Raw genomic sequence first — 16,431 nt, forward strand, 5'->3', positions numbered from 1 at the left:
TCAGACTTTGTGACAAAACATCATAGGCCGTGCTGAGCGGGCGACTAAGACTGAGTGAATCACTTGAAAAGGATGATTCATGAGAACAGGCATGTTCGCGCTCGGACTTGGATTGCTTACGCTGCGATTTTTACCGGCACTGCCGCCCACCGCATGGCTGCTGGCCATGTTCGTGCTGGCGTTGATGCTGTTGCCGTTTCGCACCTACCCGCTGGCGTTCTTCCTGCTGGGGTTGGGTTGGGCCTGCATCAGCGCGCAATGGGCGTTGAATGATCGGCTCCAGCCGGCACTGGACGGGCAGACGCGGTGGGTAGAGGGCCGTGTGGTTGGGCTGCCACAGCAAACGAGCACCGGCGTGCGCTTCGAATTGGCCGACGGCCGGTCGCGTACGGCTCGGTTGCCCCAGCGTATCCGAGTGTCCTGGCAGGGTGGCCCGCCGGTAAACAGCGGCGAGCGCTGGCGGCTGGCGATCACCTTGAAACGGCCCGCGGGGCTGCTTAATTTTCATGGCTTTGACTATGAGGCCTGGTTGCTCGCCCAGCGTATGGGGGCCACCGGTTCGGTGAAGGATGGCCAACGCCTGGCGCCGGCCCGCAATGCCTGGCGTGACAGCGTCCGGCAGCGCTTGAAAGCAGTTGATGCTCAAGGTCGCGAGGCGGGCTTGGCGGCGTTGGTGCTGGGCGATGGCTCGGGGCTGGCGACCGCGGATTGGCAGGTGTTGCAAGACACCGGAACCGTGCACCTGCTGGTGATTTCCGGTCAGCACATCGGCTTGCTCGCGGGGTTGATCTACGGCCTGGTAGCCGGGCTGGCACGCTACGGTTGCTGGCCCCGAGCCTTGCCGTGGCTGCCGTGGGCGTGCGGCCTGGCGTTTACCGCTGCGCTCGGTTACGGCCTGTTGGCGGGGTTCGGTGTACCGGTGCAGCGGGCCTGCGTGATGGTCGGGCTGGTATTGCTGTGGCGTCTGCGTTTTCGGCATTTAGGCGTGTGGTGGCCGTTATTACTCGCCCTCGATGGCGTGCTGGTGCTGGAGCCGTTGGCCAGTTTGCAGCCGGGGTTCTGGTTGTCGTTTGCAGCCGTGGCGGTGCTGGTTCTGGCGTTCAGCGGGCGCTTGGGCCCGTGGCGCATCTGGCAGGCCTGGACGCGTCCCCAAGGGTTGATCGCCATCGGTTTGTTTCCGGTATTGCTGGTGCTGGGCTTGCCCATCAGCCTCAGCGCGCCGGTTGCCAACCTGTTTGCCGTGCCGTGGATCAGCTTGGTGGTGTTGCCTCTGGCACTGCTGGGGACCTTGCTTATGGCGGTGCCGTGGGTGGGCGAGGGCTTGTTGTGGTTGGCCGGTGGAGCGCTTGATGGTCTGTTCAGGGGCTTGACGCTGTTGGCGGGGTTGCGCTCGGCCTGGGTGCCTGCCGAGGTGCCCGTGGGTTATTGGTTATTAAGCGCTGTGGGCGCGGTGTTATTGCTGTTGCCCAAAGGCGTGCCGTTTCGGCTGCTGGGCTGGCCGATGTTGATGGTGGCAATCTTTCCGCCGCGGGCACTGGTGCCGCATGGGCAGGTGGAGGTGCTGCAACTGGATGTCGGCCAGGGGCAAGCGGTGATCCTGCGCACGCGCCATCACACAATGCTCTACGACGCAGGGCCGCGCTCCGGGGCGGCCGACCTCGGTGCGCGCGTGGTGTTGCCGGCGCTGCAAAAACTGGGGGTAGGGGCGCTGGACCTCATGGTGATCAGCCACGCCCACGCTGACCATGCCGGCGGCGCCACCGCGGTTGCCCGTGCGCTTGCGGTCGGGCGGGTTGTCGGCGGAGAGTCCGCAGGGCTGCCGGCGTTTCTCGATACGCAGCCTTGCATCAGTGGTGAGCAATGGGAGTGGGATGGCGTGTCGTTTGAGCTGTGGCAATGGTCAGGCGCCACGAGCCCTAATCCGAAATCCTGCGTGTTGCGCGTGCAAGCCCAGGGCGAACGCCTGCTGCTGACGGGGGATATCGATCAAGCCGCTGAAAGGGCGTTCCTCACATCCCCGCTGGCGGTGCCGACGGATTGGCTGCAAGCGCCCCACCATGGCAGCCGCAGCTCCTCATCCTGGCCTTTGCTGCAACGCCTTGCGCCCAGCTCGGTACTGATCTCACGCGGGCGTGGCAATGCATTTGGTCATCCCCACCCACAGGTAATGGAGCGTTATCAAGCGTTGGGCAGCCAAGTCTACGACAGCGCGGAACGGGGGGCCGTGCGTCTGCAATTGGGTACCTTCCAAGCACCGGTTGTTGCGCGTAGTCAACGTAGATTCTGGCGCGAGGCGTTACCGTAATCCAGGGTTACCAAACACCCTGGTCCGTGAACGGCGGGCCTTTGGCCGGCGAACCACGCTGGCGAACCTATATGGTAAAGTGGCGCACTTTTTCGAGGGGACATTCACTGTGTGGGAATTGGTCAAATCCGGCGGCTGGATGATGTTGCCGATTATATTGAGCTCCATCGCCGCCCTTGGCATCATTGCCGAACGCCTGTGGACCCTGCGCGCCAGCCGGATAACGCCTGAGCATCTGTTGGGGCAAGTCTGGGGCTGGATCAAGAACAAGCAGCTGGATAAAGAAAAGCTCAAGGAATTACGCGCCAACTCGCCTTTAGGTGAAATCCTCGCGGCCGGCCTTGCCAACTCCAAGCATGGTCGAGAGATCATGAAAGAGTGCATCGAGGAGGCCGCTGCCCGGGTCATCCATGAAATGGAGCGCTATATCAACGCGCTTGGCACCATTGCGGCCATGGCACCGTTGCTCGGCCTGTTGGGTACGGTGCTGGGCATGATCGATATTTTCAGCTCGTTCATGGGGTCCGGCATGACCACTAACGCCGCCGTGCTGGCGGGCGGTATCTCCAAGGCGTTGATTACCACGGCTGCGGGCCTGATGGTCGGCATCCCTTCGGTATTTTTCCATCGTTTCCTGCAACGTCGCATCGATGAGCTGGTGGTCGGTATGGAGCAGGAAGCCATCAAGCTGGTCGAAGTGGTGCAGGGCGATCGTGATGTCGATTTCGTCGAGGGCCGAGCGTGAAATTTCGCCGCAAGCAACGGGAGAACGTGGATATCAACCTGGCGTCGTTGATCGACGTGGTCTTTATCCTGCTGCTGTTTTTTGTTGTCACCACCACGTTCACCCGGGAAACCCAGCTGCGTGTCGACTTGCCGGAAGCGGTGAGCGGCTCGCCGGCCGAAGACCAGGAAGTCAAGCAACTGGACATCGCCATCAGTGCCGACGGCGTCTTTTCGGTGAATAACCAATTGCTCGAGAAAAACGACCTGGCCAGCCTGATGGACGCCCTGCAGAAAGAGTCCGGCGGCGACACCAAAATGCCGCTGTCGATCAGTGCGGACGGCAAAACCCAGCACCAAGCCGTTATCACCGCCATGGACGCTGCCGGCAAGCTGGGTTTCAGCCACCTGCGCATGACCACCGTCGAGGCGGCGAGCCAACCCTGATGGCCATTTCCGATCGTCTGCTCAAGGCCTGGTACGAAGGGCATCCGGCACTCATGCTGCTGCGGCCGTTGGAGTGCTTATATCGCCGTGTGGTGCAGCGCAAGCGCGCGCGCTTCGTGGCCGGCGAGGGGGAGATCTACCAATCACCGGTGCCTGTGGTGGTGGTGGGGAATATTACCGTAGGTGGCACGGGCAAGACGCCGTTGATCCTGTGGCTGATCCAGCACTGTCAGCGCAGTGGCTTGCGTGTTGGGGTGGTCAGTCGCGGTTACGGTGCAAAGCCGCCACAGTTGCCCTGGCGGGTCGAGGCCAGCCACAGCGCAGCGGTAGCCGGGGATGAACCGCTGCTGATCGTGCAGCGCTGCGGTGTGCCGCTGATGATTGATCCTGACCGTAGCCGCGCGGTGCAAGCGCTGCTGGCCAGCGAGCACCTTGACCTGATTCTCTCTGACGACGGCCTGCAGCACTACCGCCTGGCTCGCGACCTGGAATTGGTGCTGATCGACGCCGCCCGTGGCTTGGGTAACCGCCGTTGCCTACCGGCCGGGCCGTTGCGTGAGCCAGTGGAACGCCTGCACAGCGTCGATGCGCTGTTGTACAACGGTGCAGGCTCCGACCCTCAGGATGGTTTTGCCTTTCGTCTGTTACCGACGGCGTTGATCAACTTGAGCACCGGCGAGCGCTGCCCGGTCGATCATTTTCCGCTTGGCCAGCAGGTTCATGCGGTCGCCGGCATCGGTAACCCGCAACGTTTCTTCAATACCCTTGAAACGCTACACTGGCAGCCGATACCCCATGCGTTTGCCGACCATGCGCCCTACAGCGCAGAGGTCCTGAATTTTACGCCGTCGTTACCGCTGGTCATGACCGAAAAGGACGCGGTGAAGTGCCGCGCCTTCGCCCAGCCCGACTGGTGGTACCTTGCGGTGGATGCAGTGCCGTCACCGGCGTTTGTGGCCTGGTTCGACACGCAACTGATGCGCCTGCTGCCCGCCCGACTCTTGCCTTAAATCGCTTCTTCCAGGAAATACTCATGGACACCAAACTGCTCGACATCCTCGCTTGCCCGATCTGCAAAGGCCCGCTCAAGCTCAGCGCCGACAAAACCGAGCTGATCAGCAAGGGGGCTGGCCTGGCTTACCCGATCCGTGATGGCATCCCGGTAATGCTCGAAAGCGAAGCCCGCACCCTGACCACCGATGAGCGCCTGGATAAATGACCACAGCCTTTACCGTCGTCATTCCATCACGCTATGCATCGACGCGCCTGCCGGGCAAGCCGCTGCAATTGATCGGCAACAAGCCGATGATCCAGCTGGTGTGGGAACAGGCCTGTAAAAGCAGCGCCGAACGGGTCGTGGTCGCCACCGATGACCCGCGCATCATCGAGGCCTGCAAGGGTTTCGGCGCCGAAGCGTTATTAACCCGCGAAGACCATAACTCCGGCACTGATCGCCTGGCCGAAGTCGCGACGCAACTCGGCCTGGCCGCCGATGCGATCGTGGTCAATGTGCAAGGTGACGAGCCCTTGATCCCGCCGAGCGTGATCGATCAGGTCGCCGCCAACCTGGCTGCCCATGGCGAGGCGCGCATGGCGACCCTGGCCGAACCGATCGAAGACATCGCCACCCTGTTCAACCCGAACGTGGTGAAGGTGGTCAGCGACATCAATGGCCTTGCGCTGACGTTCAGCCGCTCGACATTGCCGTGGGCGCGAGACGCCTTCGCCAGCAACCCTGACGTGTTGCCGGACGGCGTGCCGTATCGCCGCCATATCGGCATCTATGCCTATCGCGCCGGTTTCCTGCATGACTTCGTCAGCTGGGGCCCGTGCTGGCTGGAAAACACCGAGTCCCTGGAACAGCTACGCGCCCTGTGGCACGGCGTGCGCATTCATGTGGCAGACGCCCTCGAAGCGCCACCTGCCGGTGTCGACACCCCGGAAGACCTTGAGCGCGTTCGTCGCCTGCTGGGGGCCTGATGGAGGTCTTGTTCGTCTGCCTGGGCAATATCTGCCGTTCGCCCACCGCTGAGGGCGTCCTGCGCCACAAATTGCGCGAGGCGGGGTTGGCAGACCAGGTTGAGGTGGCGTCCGCCGGAACCGGTGAATGGCATGTCGGCAACCCACCGGACAAGCGTAGCCAGCGCGCGGCACTGGCGCGGGGCTACGATTTGTCCGCTCAGCGTGCCCAGCAGGTTTCCCGCGCTGACTTTGCGCGCTATGACCTGATCCTGGCCATGGACCACAGCAACCTGCGCAATCTCAAGGCGCTGCACCCCGGGCCAGGCAAGGCGGAGCTGGACTTGTTCCTGCGCCGGTATGACGCCGAGGTGGATGAAGTGCCAGACCCTTACTACGAAGGCGAGCAAGGCTTTGAGCGGGTTCTGGACCTGATCGAGCGAGCCTGTGATTTATTGGTGATCGAATTGAAGGGGCGGTTATGACCTTGCAAGTGCTTGCGCAGGTATCGCTCAAGCCATTCAACAGCTTCGGCATTGACGTGCGCGCCCAGTTGTTCGCCGAGGCCCATAGCGACGCCGATGTGCGTGAAGCCTTGACCTACGCTGCCGCACAGGCGTTGCCGCTGTTGGTGATTGGTGGTGGCAGCAACGTGTTGTTGACCCAGGATATCCCGGCGTTGGTGCTGCGCATGGCAACCCAGGGCATTCGCGTGCTGCAAGATGATGGCGTGCACGTGGTGGTCGAGGCCGAAGCCGGTGAAGCCTGGCATCCGTTTGTGCTGTGGACCCTGGAGCACGGTTTCTGCGGCCTGGAAAACCTCAGCCTGATCCCCGGCACCGTCGGTGCTGCGCCGATGCAGAACATCGGCGCCTACGGTGTGGAGATCAAGGACGTTTTTGCCGGCCTGACCGCATTGGATCGCCAAACCGGCGAGTTGCGCGATTTCAGCCTCGAAGCGTGCAACTTTGCTTACCGCGACAGTCTGTTCAAGCACGAGACAGGGCGCTGGCTGATCCTGCGTGTGCGCTTTGCCTTGAGCCGTGCCAGTCACTTGAAACTCGACTACGGCCCGGTGCAGCAGCGCCTGGCCGGGCAGGGCATCACCGAGGCGACGCCCAGTGACGTGAGCCGTGCCATTTGCAGCATCCGCCGCGAAAAACTGCCGGACCCGGCAGAGCTGGGCAATGCGGGCAGTTTCTTCAAGAACCCGCTGGTGTCGCAAACCCTGGCCGCAGAGTTGCAGGCGTTGTATCCGGACCTGGTGGCGTACCCGCAGGCTGACGGGCAGATGAAGCTCGCCGCCGGCTGGCTGATCGACAAGGCTGGCTGGAAGGGCTTTCGTGACGGCGATGCGGGCGTGCACAAGCTGCAGGCGCTCGTATTGGTCAACTATGGCGCTGCCACAGGGCACGACATTGCCAACCTGGCGCTGCGTATCCAGCAGGACATTGCTGAACGCTTCAAGGTTGACCTGGAGATGGAACCTAACCAGTACTGACGCGTTAACAACAAAAAGGCCCCGCATCGTTCGATGCGGGGCCTTTTTTATGCCGCTGTCCCGTCCTGAATAAGGTTTACACCTTCTGACCGATCTTCAGGAGGATTCAATGGATACGGGAAAAAGGCGGAGCCAGCGCGATTACACGCTAGCTTTTAAATTGTCAGTCGTAGATCAAGTCGAAAAAGGCGAGTTGAGTTATAAAGAGGCTCAACGGCGCTTTGGCATTCAAGGCCGGTCCACGGTGCTGGTTTGGTTACGCAAGCACGGCCGACAGGACTGGAGCCAAGGCGCCTCAATCCGAGCGCCGCGGAGCAGGCCGATGACCGACCCCAACCTCCCGCTGACACCCGAACAGCGGATCAAAGAGCTTGAAGAACAATTGGCGCTGAGCAATCAGAAGGCCCAGTTCTTTGAAGCTGTCGTGAACGTCTTGAAAAATGATTACGGTGTGTCCATCGTAAAAAAGCGACCCGGCAAGTCCTCTCGCAAGGGCAAATCCAAGACCTGAGCATTACCAGGGCTTGCCTGTTTATGGGCATTTCGCGCCAAGCGTATTACAAGCGCAACCGAGCCTTTGATGCGAGAGTTTGCCAAGACCAGCAGGTAGTGGAATTCGTTCTGGAAAAGCGTCGTCGCCAGCCGAGGCTTGGGACGCGCAAACTACACCACCTGATGGTAATTGAAGCCGCAGCGGCGCTACGTGTCGGTCGAGACCGCCTGTTTTCCATCTTGCGTGAGGCGCGAGAGCTGGTCCCTCGCAAACGTGCTTATCATAAAACCACGCATAGCCATCATCGCTTCCGCCGTCACCCCAACCTACTCAAAGCTGGCCCGGAACAAGTTGTAGCCAGCAGACCTGAGCAGGTTTGGGTCGCAGACATTACCTATCTCCCAACGCGGGAAAGTGTCGCTTACGTCAGCCTGATAACAGACGCGTACTCCCGCAAAATCGTGGGTCATCATGTGCACGGCAGCCTGCATACGGAGTCGGTGGTCAGGGCACTGCAGAAGGCTGTTAGTCAGCGAAAATCCAATCAACCGCTCATTCATCATTCAGATCGCGGAGCCCAGTATTGCTCCGATTTATACCAACGGATGCATGCCCGGCACGGAATCAGGTGCTCAATGACTGACGGCTATGATTGCTATCAGAACGCGATGGCGGAGAGGATAAATGGGATTTTGAAGACTGAGTTTTTGCTGCATCGTCCCAAAGACCTGGCGGATGCAGTGAAAATGGTGGATGAATCGGTGCAAATCTACAATCGGGAGCGGCCGCACTTATCCCTGAAATACAAAACGCCCGATGCGGTGCATCGGGCGTTTTGAGACTGAAACAGGTGTAAACCTATTTCAGGACTAGACACGCTAGTAATCAGTCATCACGGCTCATGATGCCGAAGATCTGCAACAGGCTGATGAACAGATTGTAGATCGATACATACAGGCTGATGGTTGCCATGATGTAGTTGCGCTCACCGCCGTGGATGATCGCGCTGGTCTGGAACAGGATGCACACGGAGGAGAACAGCACGAAACCGGCGCTGATCGCCAACTGCAGACCGCTGATCTGGAAGAACATGCCGGCGACAACGGCCGCCAGCAACACGAAGAAGCCTGCGGTGATGAAACCACCCAGGAAGCTCATGTCCTTACGGCTGATCAGCACGTAGGCCGACAGGCCGCCAAACACCAGGGCAGTCATGGCAAATGCCGAGCTGACCACTTCCGCGCCGCCGGCCATGCCGAGGTAACGGTTAAGGATCGGGCCGAGGATAAAGCCCATGAAACCGGTCAAGGCAAACGCCGACACCAGGCCCCAGGCCGAGTCGCGCAGTTTGTTGGTCAGGAAAAACAGGCCGTAGAAGCCGATCAGCACGACGAAGATATTCGGGTAGCCAACGCGCATTTGCTGCGCTACATACGCCATTACGCCGCTGAATGCGAGGGTAAGGGCGAGCAAGCCGTAGGTGTTGCGCAACACGCGGCTGACTTCAAGCTGCTCAGCCTGCGCGTTACCATTCACTGCGTAATTCTGTTCGCGCATGGCGACACTCCTTCAGTTTTGAAACATTCAGTCGCAAGGATCATAACAGACGCTCTGTAACAAGCCATGGCAAGAGTTTGACAGTGTGTTTCATTCGGGTATTATGGCGCCCGCTGACACGGGATGGGCTACTATAATCCTGTGATGCAAAAGGGAAATTGGCAGAGTGGTTGAATGCACCGGTCTTGAAAACCGGCGGACGTTAATAGCGTCTCCAGGGTTCGAATCCCTGGTTTCCCGCCAAGATTTATACGAAAGCCTCGCGAAAGCGGGGCTTTTGTGTTTTTGGGGTTTGGGTAGATAACGCCGGTTTTGGATAGGCGTTCCGAAACTTTGTCTATTTTGATGGTTTAGCAGTGGCGCCAATCCTCCTGTAAACCCGTTTGGTGATCTCCTGTTTGCTATGTCCCAGCAGTAGGCTTGCGTCGCCAATATCGATGATTTCCGATGCCCCCTTGGGACGGATGTCGCGAAACTGAAACTCTCCAATCCTTGCTGCGAGCATAGGGTCGCCCTGATCCAGCGCTTTTTGCTGCGCTTTCTCCCTTGCCTTGTCCCAGCGCAGGCGCAACATGCCTTTCGTCATCCTTTTTCCGTACTGGTTGATTAGTAGGTACTTGGAGGGGTGGTGTGCATTTCTTTCGGTTATCTCTCTAACCAATTTCCCGAGACTGTTTTCTCCGGATTCTGTCCGAATCAGAATTCTGAGTTTCTGCCCGGTTTTACCCTGGGTGACCAGGAAATAATCACCCTCAGTATCGTCGCTACGCATGATGATCACATCGGCAGGTCTCTGGCCGGTCAGGTAGGCCAGGTCCATGGCTTCCTTGAGTTCCGGGCCCGCCATACCGTAGACGGCGTCCCAAACCACCGCATTGGCGTAGTAGTCGCGTGGCACCTCCTATTCTTCCTGACGCCTTGGCAAGGATTCTCCCTCTCAGTGAGGCCCCGATCGCGTGACATATTGAACACGTGAGACAGAAGGGCCCCGCGCAGCTTTTCGTGGGGTATAAGTGCCTCTGCAGTAGCGCTGGTGGGAGCAATAATGCCTGCTGCTACGCAGGAGAGACTGTTTGTTTCTAGCGTGTCGACGCCGCTGTCAGCGCGGAGCAAAGCGGGCAGGGCGTTGGTGTTGTCCTGGTGGTTCGTCATGCCGCTTTTCTCCGGTGTTCAATAGCGAGTTGGTCCATCAGCCGCTGGTGGTAGGTGAGCCGAGCTTCGGCGGCAGGCCATGGGCGGATGGTTTCAATCATGGGTTCAACGCCGACCAAGCAATCCCAGATAGCCGGATCGGTTGGCATGAGGTCGCGGCGTTCGGTCGCCAGTGCAATCAGGTCGGCTTTGTAAATGCAGGCTGGGAGTTCTGGGACGATGTCGAACCGCTCGCAAACACGCCACCAGATACAGTCCTCGAAGTGTTGATAGGCGCTAATCCATTGCTTGAGTGGCCGCGTCATGTCGCCCAGGTACGCCATGGATGCGTCATGTAGTAATGCCGCGAGACTGGGTTTTGCGCAACACGGGTGTAGAGGAAGTGTGGGGTGTTGGTCGCAAGATGAAACTCCACCTGGATGCGATGGGCATTAGGTCGGCCATGGACCTGGCTAAGGCGGACCCCTGGACGCTACGCAAGAAGTTCAGCATTGTTATCGAGAAGACGGCCAGGGAGCTGGGCGGCATGTCGTGCTTGGAGTTGGGCGAGCCCGATCTACCGAAGCAAGAGATCTGCTGCAGCCGGATGTTTGGTAAGCGGCTGACTGAGCTGGCACCGATCAAGGAAGCGGTGGCGACTTATATGATGCGGGCCTCGGAAAAGCTGCGGGCGCACAACTCGCTGTGCAAGAAGGTTCGCGTCTGCATTCGAACCGGCATGTTCAACCCAGAGGAAGCGAAGTACGCCAACGGAGTGATAGTGGACATGCCGTACCGGCCGCTGACGTACGGCTACTTACGAAAGCAGCGGTCGACGCACTTGATCGAGTCTTCCGGCCAGGCTTTAAGTACAGCAAGGCCGAGGTAATGCTGCTGAACCTCTGTCAGCCAGGTGAGTACACCGACGATCTCTTCGCTACATCACAGCCGGCAGACGCTACTCGGGTGATGATGGTACTGGACCAGATCAACGAACGATGGGGCAGGGGCACCCTGCGTCCGGCCAGTGTGCCGACGAACCCAGGATGGGCCATGCGTCGTAATTTGATGAGTCGGAGCTATACGACAAAGCTTGATCAGTTGTGGGCCGTGAGCTGCAGGTAGGAGGATCTAATATTATTTGTTCGGATGCACATTATAAGTGTTTCCAGTGTTTTATCGTGTGAGTATTAAACTCATTTTGATTGATTGTATATAGAATATGTTTTTATTGGTCCGCTGGTCTTGAAAGGGGGAAAGGTGGTTGGGTTCTATGAGGAGTGATGGTGTCTAGTCGGTGCTAATGAATTTCATGACAGCTTTTAGGCGAGAGATTTGCTCTGATATATTTGTTGCCTCGGTGCTTAATGAGATGAAGGCCCCTATTTCCTGTGTGTTTTTATGTTTAAAATGATTGCTTATAAAGAATCGAAGTAAGTGCTCTATGTAAAGACATAATTGGAACATTTTGATATCTATATTTGTCGGTTTTTTACCTGCGTGTATATGTGTGTTTCTTGAGTGGCGAAGTGATTTTAAAATTGATCTGTGTAAGTCTTGTTTGGAGTAAAAGAAGGAAACTCTTTTGGTTAGTTTTTCTGTGTCGTCAGCCATGACTAACTGCTCAATAGTCACCCATAGTTTTGTTAGCCGTAGCTCTGCATTAACACATGATATTGCAGTTGAGTAGTTTCTAAGTCCGCTTTTTACATGTGTGTTATATGGGAGCTTTTGAATTTTTTTGAGCGTTTTTTTTAAATGAGAAATCGTAGCTGATGGATTCTTTAGACTTATTGGGTGTTGATTGGCTTTGAAGTCTGGATTTTCCCATAAGGAGTTTGGGTGGCAATGACCTCTTTGATCATGAATTGTTTGAAATTGACCTAGGCTCAATATACATTTGGTTGGGTATCGGAATTCATCTGTTGAACCAAGAAAATTAATGCTTTTTTTGAATCCTATTTGTAATGTTGCTAAGACGATATCAAACGCTTCACTGCTACGGCTAATGGCGGATTCTATATTTGGAGCTATGGTTGATACAGTAACTATTGTATGCTTGCTCTCCTGCTCACCTAGGCTTGATGAGGCGGTCTGGATTTCTTGAGTTCTATGTTTTTTGTACTTTAAAGGAGTAGTGTTGTAAAAGGTTATAATGCATTCATCGATATGGAGTCGTGGGAAAGCGTAAATATTTTTTAGAGCTATAGGGAATACAATAGTAAATTTTTCTTTTTTATTTGATTTGTGACAGCGCTTGTCAAATTCCACGAGCAGATGATTGTGGTTTTTTATCATGTCTTTTTTGAAGCAGTAAAAAATAGACTCTTTAAAGGTTTTAAAGAGTGTTTCGCTGTCTAAGTTATGGTTGTGCTCAATGAGGCCGTACAAGCTGTCAAAGTTGAAGTCTGCGCCAATGCGATAGGATACCTGGCCTTGAGGCGATAAGCTCAGCAATGATATAGTTTCATTAATTAAGGAGGTCGGGCAATTGTAAATCCATTTAGACGCCATATTAAACCTTGGTTTGATAGATTTGAAATGATGAGCTGAGAGTTTTTACTATTTCGATACTAACTGATCACGTTAATTGTTGCGAGAACCCGCTTGAGCTTCGCTGCCACGAAGGCTGTCATGCAGCCCTACAAAGCACTTTACATTGCCAGCAATCACTCTTGCCCGAAGCATTCATGAGCTCGATGGAAAAGATAGGAATGGGGCAAAAATGGGGCAATCCAAAGGCCAATCTATGCCATCTCATGCCAATTATGCATTTATGCAACATTTCGTAGGATGGCGTTACAGCCAACAATCACGGGCCGATCCCTCAAAATCCCCCACATACTCCTACACAATCGGCGTATGTATGAGGTAAGTCCGAATGGATCAAACCTGCTTAATCAGTGACCATTTAGCGCTTGGACCGTTGCCCGTTCGCATAGTGTAAGAAGCTTTTCTTAGAAAAGCACTGGTGTGAGTTGTGTTTTTATGGGCTAGAATTTGCGTAATGTTCTCGTTAGAGGCTTCTTTGAATTCCTGCAGATAATCGAATAATTTTACATGTTTGCTAGACGTTTTGCTGATTTTAAGAGGGTTCTGAGCTTTGAAATAGTTAGCCCATACAGGCTTGAATCGTACGAATATACCTTTATTAGTCCCGCACAGTTCAAGTTCGCTGTGGCGTTTTACGGAAGATTTGATGGTTTGCCAAGCGTTGCCGTCGTGCGCCGCTATCCTTTTTGCAAGGTCTACAACGTCCATATATCCTACTCGATACAAGCTATTGAATATCACTAGGTCAGGTAGGCTAAATTTTTCGGGGGAGGTTTGAACCTTTACAAATATCTCTGGAATAATCGCCTTTGCGGAAAGTGAAACTTCAACAGTGTCGAAAGCTTCTTTGAATGAAGGGAATTCCCTCCCGTAAGCGAGTGAGCCGAAGGTCATACGCTTTACTCCCATGCCGGCTCGATCGACAAGTTGGAAGTTCATTAATAGTTTGGCTAGCGCTTTATTTCGGTGGCGGGGTTGATGCGAGCTAATGTTTTCGGCTGTAACTCCGCCGTAAAAAACGCCTGGGTTGGTAACCATCATTCTGTCGAAGTTATAGTCGACTACAACCATGCCTTCTATAGAGTAGTCGCGATGGACCATGGAATTCATGAAGCACTCATGGAAAGCTATAGTATCTAATTTTTTGCACGGGTGTGTTTTGCCTGCATACTCAAGGAGAATTTCCGAGTTGCAGGAGTTGAAAAGGTCCTTCGTGCGTTGGATAGTGTTCCATAGGTTGTCATCCCAGACGACGTTCTTAATGAGTTCGCCAGCACTTTTTCGCCAGGTAAATCTATACTCATATGTTCCAAGCCATTTAGTTATGTCATTTGGTTTTCCAAGAAATAGAAGTCCGGATTTTGTCACCGCACCATTTGTTGTTGCGCCAATAGCTTCTAGAAAGGCAGCTATATTCGGACGTTTATCGTCGGAGTATTCTTTTCTGATGCAATAGTCTTGGAATGCGGCGTCGACGGCTTGGTGGTCGAGAGCTGTGTCAGGTATGTGGTCCAATACTTCTGCGGTCCAGTCATAATTGACAAGACCTGACACCGCCAAGCGAATCTCTCCTGGCTCCATCGGTCTACTGGAGCGGCCGTCGCGAATGCATGTTTTGCCACTTGAAGTCGAAACCAGCGTGTCTCTACGCGTTGGAACGTGAATCGCGAGGTAGTTCTTTCCTTCAAATTCTAAATATTGGGCTTTGAGATCTATATGAGGTCGAAGCTTACCTTTTATACGTTGCTCAATTTCGATATTGTCGGCTAGTTCAAAGCCTACGAGTTGGCTTGCCCACTCCTGATTTTTGACGTTTCCACCGTCTCTAATCCCAACAACAATGACGCCGCCCTTTTTGTTTGCTAGAGCGGAAACCTCTTCAGCTAACTCCTTTGAACCATGTAGAGATGATACGCTCGCGAACTCCTTGAATTCAACTTCCTCGCTCTCCAGGACCTCGCTGTTGACGTGCTTACAAGCTTGGATGATTGCTATGAGTTCGTCTTCGCTCTTCATGTACATTGGTTCCGAAATCCTATTCGCGCGGGGTGATGGATGAATCCTACATCATGGCGATTGGCTATGCCTATCCCAGCGCCAGTGAATAAAAGCGGTAGGGTTGGGCAGTGGCAACCATAGGCGCCTAGAGGGGCATAGCTGCACCCTTCATCAGGAAGGATGCAGCCCACTATCTCGAGACACACCACATCGAGTGGCTCTTAAGCGGGGGAGCCGATACGGTGGGAAATACTTTAGCGCTTTGACCCAATGGTCATAGAATAATGCACGTGCTAGACGACCAGGCAGATAGACAGCTTCTGGCGGCAAGGTTGAACGCTCACTAATACAGGTGCGGATTGTGGAAGAAGAAATTAGTTTTAATCATGGCGGAGTTACCCACACCGGCAGTTACAACGTGGAAGGAGATGAGCTAATTGTTAACCTTCCCGATGGTAGTCAACGGGCTACTACCCTGCGTGGCCTGGGCCCTGAAACGGCTGCATTGACTCATTTACGGGCGTTTGTGCTGCACTTGAAAAAAGGTATATCGGCTTAAAAACTACTCGCATAGGTATGGGTACGGCCGCTGCCGACGAAGACGACAAATGGTAGGTTTTATTTTAGTTGGCTAGGGATAATCTATTAATGCCATTCGCTTGAAAGGTATTAGCTATGATTCCTCGAACGCCAAGCAACAACGCAAAAATGGCTGCCGCCATGAAGTGGTCGGTCGAAGATGCAAGTCGGTTTGTGGTTGAAATCGTTGCCAAGTCTGATAATTCTGGGTACCGGCTTCATATCCACCAGGATATGCCTGGACGTATCCAATTGAAGCCACGCTACCTGGGTGACAAGTGGGTGATCGAAACCGGCCCAATCAACTTTGATACGCAGTGAAGCCGATGTCGCGGGGGCTCGACGATTTCTTCATCAGAGCCTCCGCAGTTTCTGGTCAAGCGGCGAGCGCCGGGTGGGGCAGAATCAGTTCCCAAATTAAAATCGTGCCCCTTGTAGAGTAAGGCTTGTAGCCTGACGGCTAACAGGGAGTTATGGAACGCTGTTCCCCTCAACACATCGGTCCGCTTGAATTTGCCTATCGGTCTTGAAAACCGGCGGACGTTAATAGCGTCTCCAGGGTTCGAATCCCTGGTTTCCCGCCAAGATTTACACAAAAGCCTCGCGAAAGCGGGGCTTTTGCGTTTCTGGGGTTTGATGCAGCCATCAGCTTGGGGTCTGATCGTTTCTGCATCATTTCAGACAGTTTCCGCAACGCCGCATAATTCACCTTCTGCGAGTCGGTTTGTAGATGAAGACGTAGGCGAACCGGAGGGCGGAGATCATGGCGTCACCTCGCGCTATTGTTCATACCCTTCGCCATATTCCCAGCAGTAGGTTGCCGGCCACGCTCCGCGAGTCGCTCGGTCAACGATGTTGTAGCTCCAACCGCCTTTCGCTGGTGTGGTTTTGATCCAGACGTGCTGTGCGCCGCCGAGATTCCAGTCGCCCTAATCCTTGACGACCTCGACCATGAACTCGCGCACGTCGTGGTGCCCGCGACTCATCACTATGTAGGTGTCACCGCCAATGCTCTCGACAGCGAGCGGATACTTTTCTTCAGGCATGCCCGGCTCCTTGCCACTAAAGCGGCTATCAAATTCATAGATTGGAGCGGTATCTTCACCTCTTCATAAATCGAGGTGAGATGTGGTCGTACACGGAGTTGAATAGCGGTTTTGCTGCGCCTCAAGCGTCGCCGTAGGA

16 protein-coding genes, 1 tRNA gene and 1 pseudogene are annotated in these 16,431 nt (G+C 55.2%); 13 read left to right on the plus strand and 5 right to left on the minus strand.

Features of this window, described 5'->3' with window-relative positions; all coding sequences use genetic code 11:
- Positions 1–79 precede the first annotated feature (79 nt).
- The 9 genes from JFT85_RS27620 (at position 80) to JFT85_RS27660 (ending at position 8,267) form a co-directional block, all read left to right on the plus strand.
- Positions 80–2,305 (plus strand): DNA internalization-related competence protein ComEC/Rec2, encoded by a 2,226-nt coding sequence (locus JFT85_RS27620; RefSeq protein WP_078826786.1) that lies wholly within the window; start codon positions 80–82, stop codon positions 2,303–2,305.
- 109 nt (positions 2,306–2,414) lie between these two features.
- Positions 2,415–3,050 carry a MotA/TolQ/ExbB proton channel family protein gene (locus JFT85_RS27625; RefSeq protein ID WP_053256799.1) on the plus strand — a complete coding sequence of 212 codons (636 nt, stop codon included), beginning with the start codon at positions 2,415–2,417 and terminating at the stop codon, positions 3,048–3,050.
- Positions 3,047–3,475 carry an ExbD/TolR family protein gene (locus tag JFT85_RS27630; protein ID WP_053256798.1) on the plus strand — a complete coding sequence of 143 codons (429 nt, stop codon included), beginning with the start codon at positions 3,047–3,049 and terminating at the stop codon, positions 3,473–3,475. Before JFT85_RS27625 ends, JFT85_RS27630 begins: the two co-directional genes overlap by 4 nt.
- The gene (gene lpxK, locus JFT85_RS27635; protein ID WP_078826785.1) at positions 3,475–4,485 is read left to right on the plus strand and encodes a tetraacyldisaccharide 4'-kinase; all 1,011 of its coding nucleotides are present in this window, start codon (positions 3,475–3,477) and stop codon (positions 4,483–4,485) included. Before JFT85_RS27630 ends, lpxK begins: the two co-directional genes overlap by 1 nt.
- 23 nt (positions 4,486–4,508) lie before the next feature.
- Complete coding sequence (locus tag JFT85_RS27640) at positions 4,509–4,694, plus strand: Trm112 family protein (RefSeq protein WP_003174668.1); 186 nt, start codon at positions 4,509–4,511, stop codon at positions 4,692–4,694.
- A complete protein-coding gene (gene kdsB / locus JFT85_RS27645; protein WP_078826784.1) occupies positions 4,691–5,455 on the plus strand; it encodes a 3-deoxy-manno-octulosonate cytidylyltransferase in 765 nt (254 codons plus the stop codon). The genes JFT85_RS27640 and kdsB overlap by 4 nt, the downstream gene beginning before the upstream one ends.
- Complete coding sequence (locus JFT85_RS27650) at positions 5,455–5,919, plus strand: low molecular weight protein-tyrosine-phosphatase (protein ID WP_053256795.1); 465 nt, start codon at positions 5,455–5,457, stop codon at positions 5,917–5,919. The genes kdsB and JFT85_RS27650 overlap by 1 nt, the downstream gene beginning before the upstream one ends.
- Positions 5,916–6,935 carry a UDP-N-acetylmuramate dehydrogenase gene (gene murB / locus JFT85_RS27655; RefSeq protein ID WP_053256794.1) on the plus strand — a complete coding sequence of 340 codons (1,020 nt, stop codon included), beginning with the start codon at positions 5,916–5,918 and terminating at the stop codon, positions 6,933–6,935. The genes JFT85_RS27650 and murB overlap by 4 nt, the downstream gene beginning before the upstream one ends.
- A 109-nt stretch (positions 6,936–7,044) precedes the next feature.
- A protein-coding gene (locus tag JFT85_RS27660; RefSeq protein WP_167422752.1) for an IS3 family transposase occupies positions 7,045–8,267 on the plus strand; the annotation gives its coding sequence in 2 pieces (ribosomal slippage) (positions 7,045–7,396 and positions 7,396–8,267; 1,224 coding nt in all).
- A 46-nt stretch (positions 8,268–8,313) separates the two neighbouring features.
- Here JFT85_RS27660 and JFT85_RS27665 read toward each other — a convergent pair.
- Entirely contained in the window at positions 8,314–8,985 is a 672-nt protein-coding gene (locus JFT85_RS27665; RefSeq protein WP_053256786.1) for a Bax inhibitor-1/YccA family protein, read from the minus strand.
- Positions 8,986–9,137: 152 nt separating this feature from the next.
- Between JFT85_RS27665 and JFT85_RS27670 the strand changes: the two genes are divergently transcribed.
- Positions 9,138–9,228, plus strand: a tRNA-Ser gene (locus tag JFT85_RS27670).
- Positions 9,229–9,322: 94 nt separating this feature from the next.
- Here JFT85_RS27670 and JFT85_RS27675 read toward each other — a convergent pair.
- Positions 9,323–9,883, minus strand: coding sequence for a tyrosine-type recombinase/integrase (locus JFT85_RS27675; RefSeq protein WP_446739708.1), 561 nt, complete (start codon positions 9,881–9,883; stop codon positions 9,323–9,325).
- Between the two features lie 250 nt (positions 9,884–10,133).
- Positions 10,134–10,460, minus strand: a complete 327-nt coding sequence (locus tag JFT85_RS27680; RefSeq protein WP_242486559.1) for a hypothetical protein — start codon at positions 10,458–10,460, stop codon at positions 10,134–10,136.
- A 23-nt stretch (positions 10,461–10,483) separates the two neighbouring features.
- Here JFT85_RS27680 and JFT85_RS28530 point away from each other — a divergent pair.
- Positions 10,484–11,241, plus strand: a pseudogene (locus tag JFT85_RS28530) (DUF4113 domain-containing protein); the annotation flags it as partial.
- 165 nt (positions 11,242–11,406) lie between these two features.
- On the opposite strand, the gene JFT85_RS27690 reads toward JFT85_RS28530, so the two are convergent.
- Together JFT85_RS27690 and JFT85_RS27695 are read right to left on the minus strand one after the other, a co-directional pair.
- On the minus strand, positions 11,407–12,630 hold the full coding sequence (locus JFT85_RS27690) for a hypothetical protein (RefSeq protein WP_201230769.1): 1,224 nt from the start codon (positions 12,628–12,630) through the stop codon (positions 11,407–11,409).
- A gap of 372 nt (positions 12,631–13,002) precedes the next feature.
- A complete protein-coding gene (locus JFT85_RS27695; RefSeq protein ID WP_201230770.1) occupies positions 13,003–14,685 on the minus strand; it encodes an RNA-binding domain-containing protein in 1,683 nt (560 codons plus the stop codon).
- A 343-nt stretch (positions 14,686–15,028) separates the two neighbouring features.
- On the opposite strand from JFT85_RS27695, the gene JFT85_RS27700 reads away from it, so the two are divergent.
- Positions 15,029–15,226 carry a hypothetical protein gene (locus tag JFT85_RS27700; RefSeq protein WP_201230771.1) on the plus strand — a complete coding sequence of 66 codons (198 nt, stop codon included), beginning with the start codon at positions 15,029–15,031 and terminating at the stop codon, positions 15,224–15,226.
- A 116-nt stretch (positions 15,227–15,342) separates the two neighbouring features.
- Positions 15,343–15,567 (plus strand): hypothetical protein, encoded by a 225-nt coding sequence (locus JFT85_RS27705; protein ID WP_201230772.1) that lies wholly within the window; start codon positions 15,343–15,345, stop codon positions 15,565–15,567.
- Positions 15,568–16,431: the final 864 nt, after the last annotated feature.

The sequence above is a fragment of the Pseudomonas sp. TH04 genome, assembly GCF_016651355.1.
Lineage (GTDB): Bacteria > Pseudomonadota > Gammaproteobacteria > Pseudomonadales > Pseudomonadaceae > Aquipseudomonas > Aquipseudomonas fluorescens.